A 1,159-nucleotide genomic window follows, 5' to 3' on the forward strand; every position below is an offset into this window, starting at 1 on the left:
AGAGAGATCGCCGAGCGCGTCGGCCTCGGCGCCGTCGCCGACCGGCGGCCCGGCACCCTGCCCTTCGCGGACCTACGCCGGCTGGAGCTCGCCAAGGCTATCGCCCGCGACCCCCGGGTGGTGCTGGTGGACGAGCCGTTCGCGGGCCTGACCGGGGGCGAGGTCGCGGCCTTCTCCGAGCTGATCCGGGGGTTTCGCGACGAGGGCAAGGCCGTGCTCCTCGTCGACCACAACGTGAAGAGCGTCGCGGCCCTCGTGGACCGGGTGTTCGCCATGTATCTCGGCGAGCGCATCGCCGAGGGCACGGCCGAGTCGGTGATGGCCGACCCGACGGTGCGCCGGGTCTATCTCGGCGGCAGCATCGAGACCGCCGCCCGGCCCGAGGCCGCGTTCAAGCCGGATTCGCTGCTCACCGTCGAGGGCGTCGACGTGCTCTACGGCAAGGCGCAGGCCCTGCGCGCCGCCTCCATCCACGTCCACGAGGGCGAGTTCGTCTCGGTGGTCGGCCTCAACGGCGCCGGCAAGACCACGCTGTTCAACGCCATCTCGGGCCTCGTCCCGCATGCTGGCACGATCCGGTTCGACGGCCAGGATCTCGGCCGCATGAAGCCGGCCGCGATCGCCCGGGCCGGAATCGTCCAGGTGCCCGAGACCCGCGAGCTGTTCGGCGACCTCAACGTGCGCGAGAACCTCGATCTCGGCGGCCAGCACGTCACCAAGGCCGAGAGCGTGCAGCGGCGCGAGTGGCTCTACGAGCTGTTCCCGATCCTGAAGGCCCGCGAGGGCCAGACCGCCCGTACGCTGTCCGGCGGCGAGCAGCAGATGCTGACCATCGCCCGCGCCCTGATGATGCGCCCGCGCCTCCTGATCCTCGACGAGCCGACCTTGGGCCTCGCCCCGGTCATCCTGGAGCTGCTGTCGAAGGCCCTGGAGCGCCTGCGCCAGACCACGCCGATCACCGTCCTGCTCGGCGAGCAGAACGTCACCTTCGCGCTGCCCCATGCCGACCGGGTCTACGTGCTGGAACAGGCCCGCATCGTCTGGGAAGGCCCGCCGGACCGGTTCGCCGGCGAGATGGGGGCGAAGTATCTGTGAGGAATGTGGTCGCACGCGCCGCTCTCCCTCCCCCCTCTGCGGGGGAGGGTGGGCCCCGAAGGGG

1 protein-coding gene is annotated in these 1,159 nt (G+C 71.5%); it reads left to right on the top strand.

The features are described from left to right. Positions 1-1,095: ATP-binding cassette domain-containing protein (locus FV228_RS30390; protein WP_147857811.1), on the top strand; the 1,095-nt coding region annotated here is incomplete at its 5' end. Positions 1,096-1,159: the final 64 nt, after the last annotated feature.

Origin of the sequence: Methylobacterium sp. WL18 (assembly GCF_008040015.1) — a bacterium.
GTDB lineage: Bacteria > Pseudomonadota > Alphaproteobacteria > Rhizobiales > Beijerinckiaceae > Methylobacterium > Methylobacterium mesophilicum.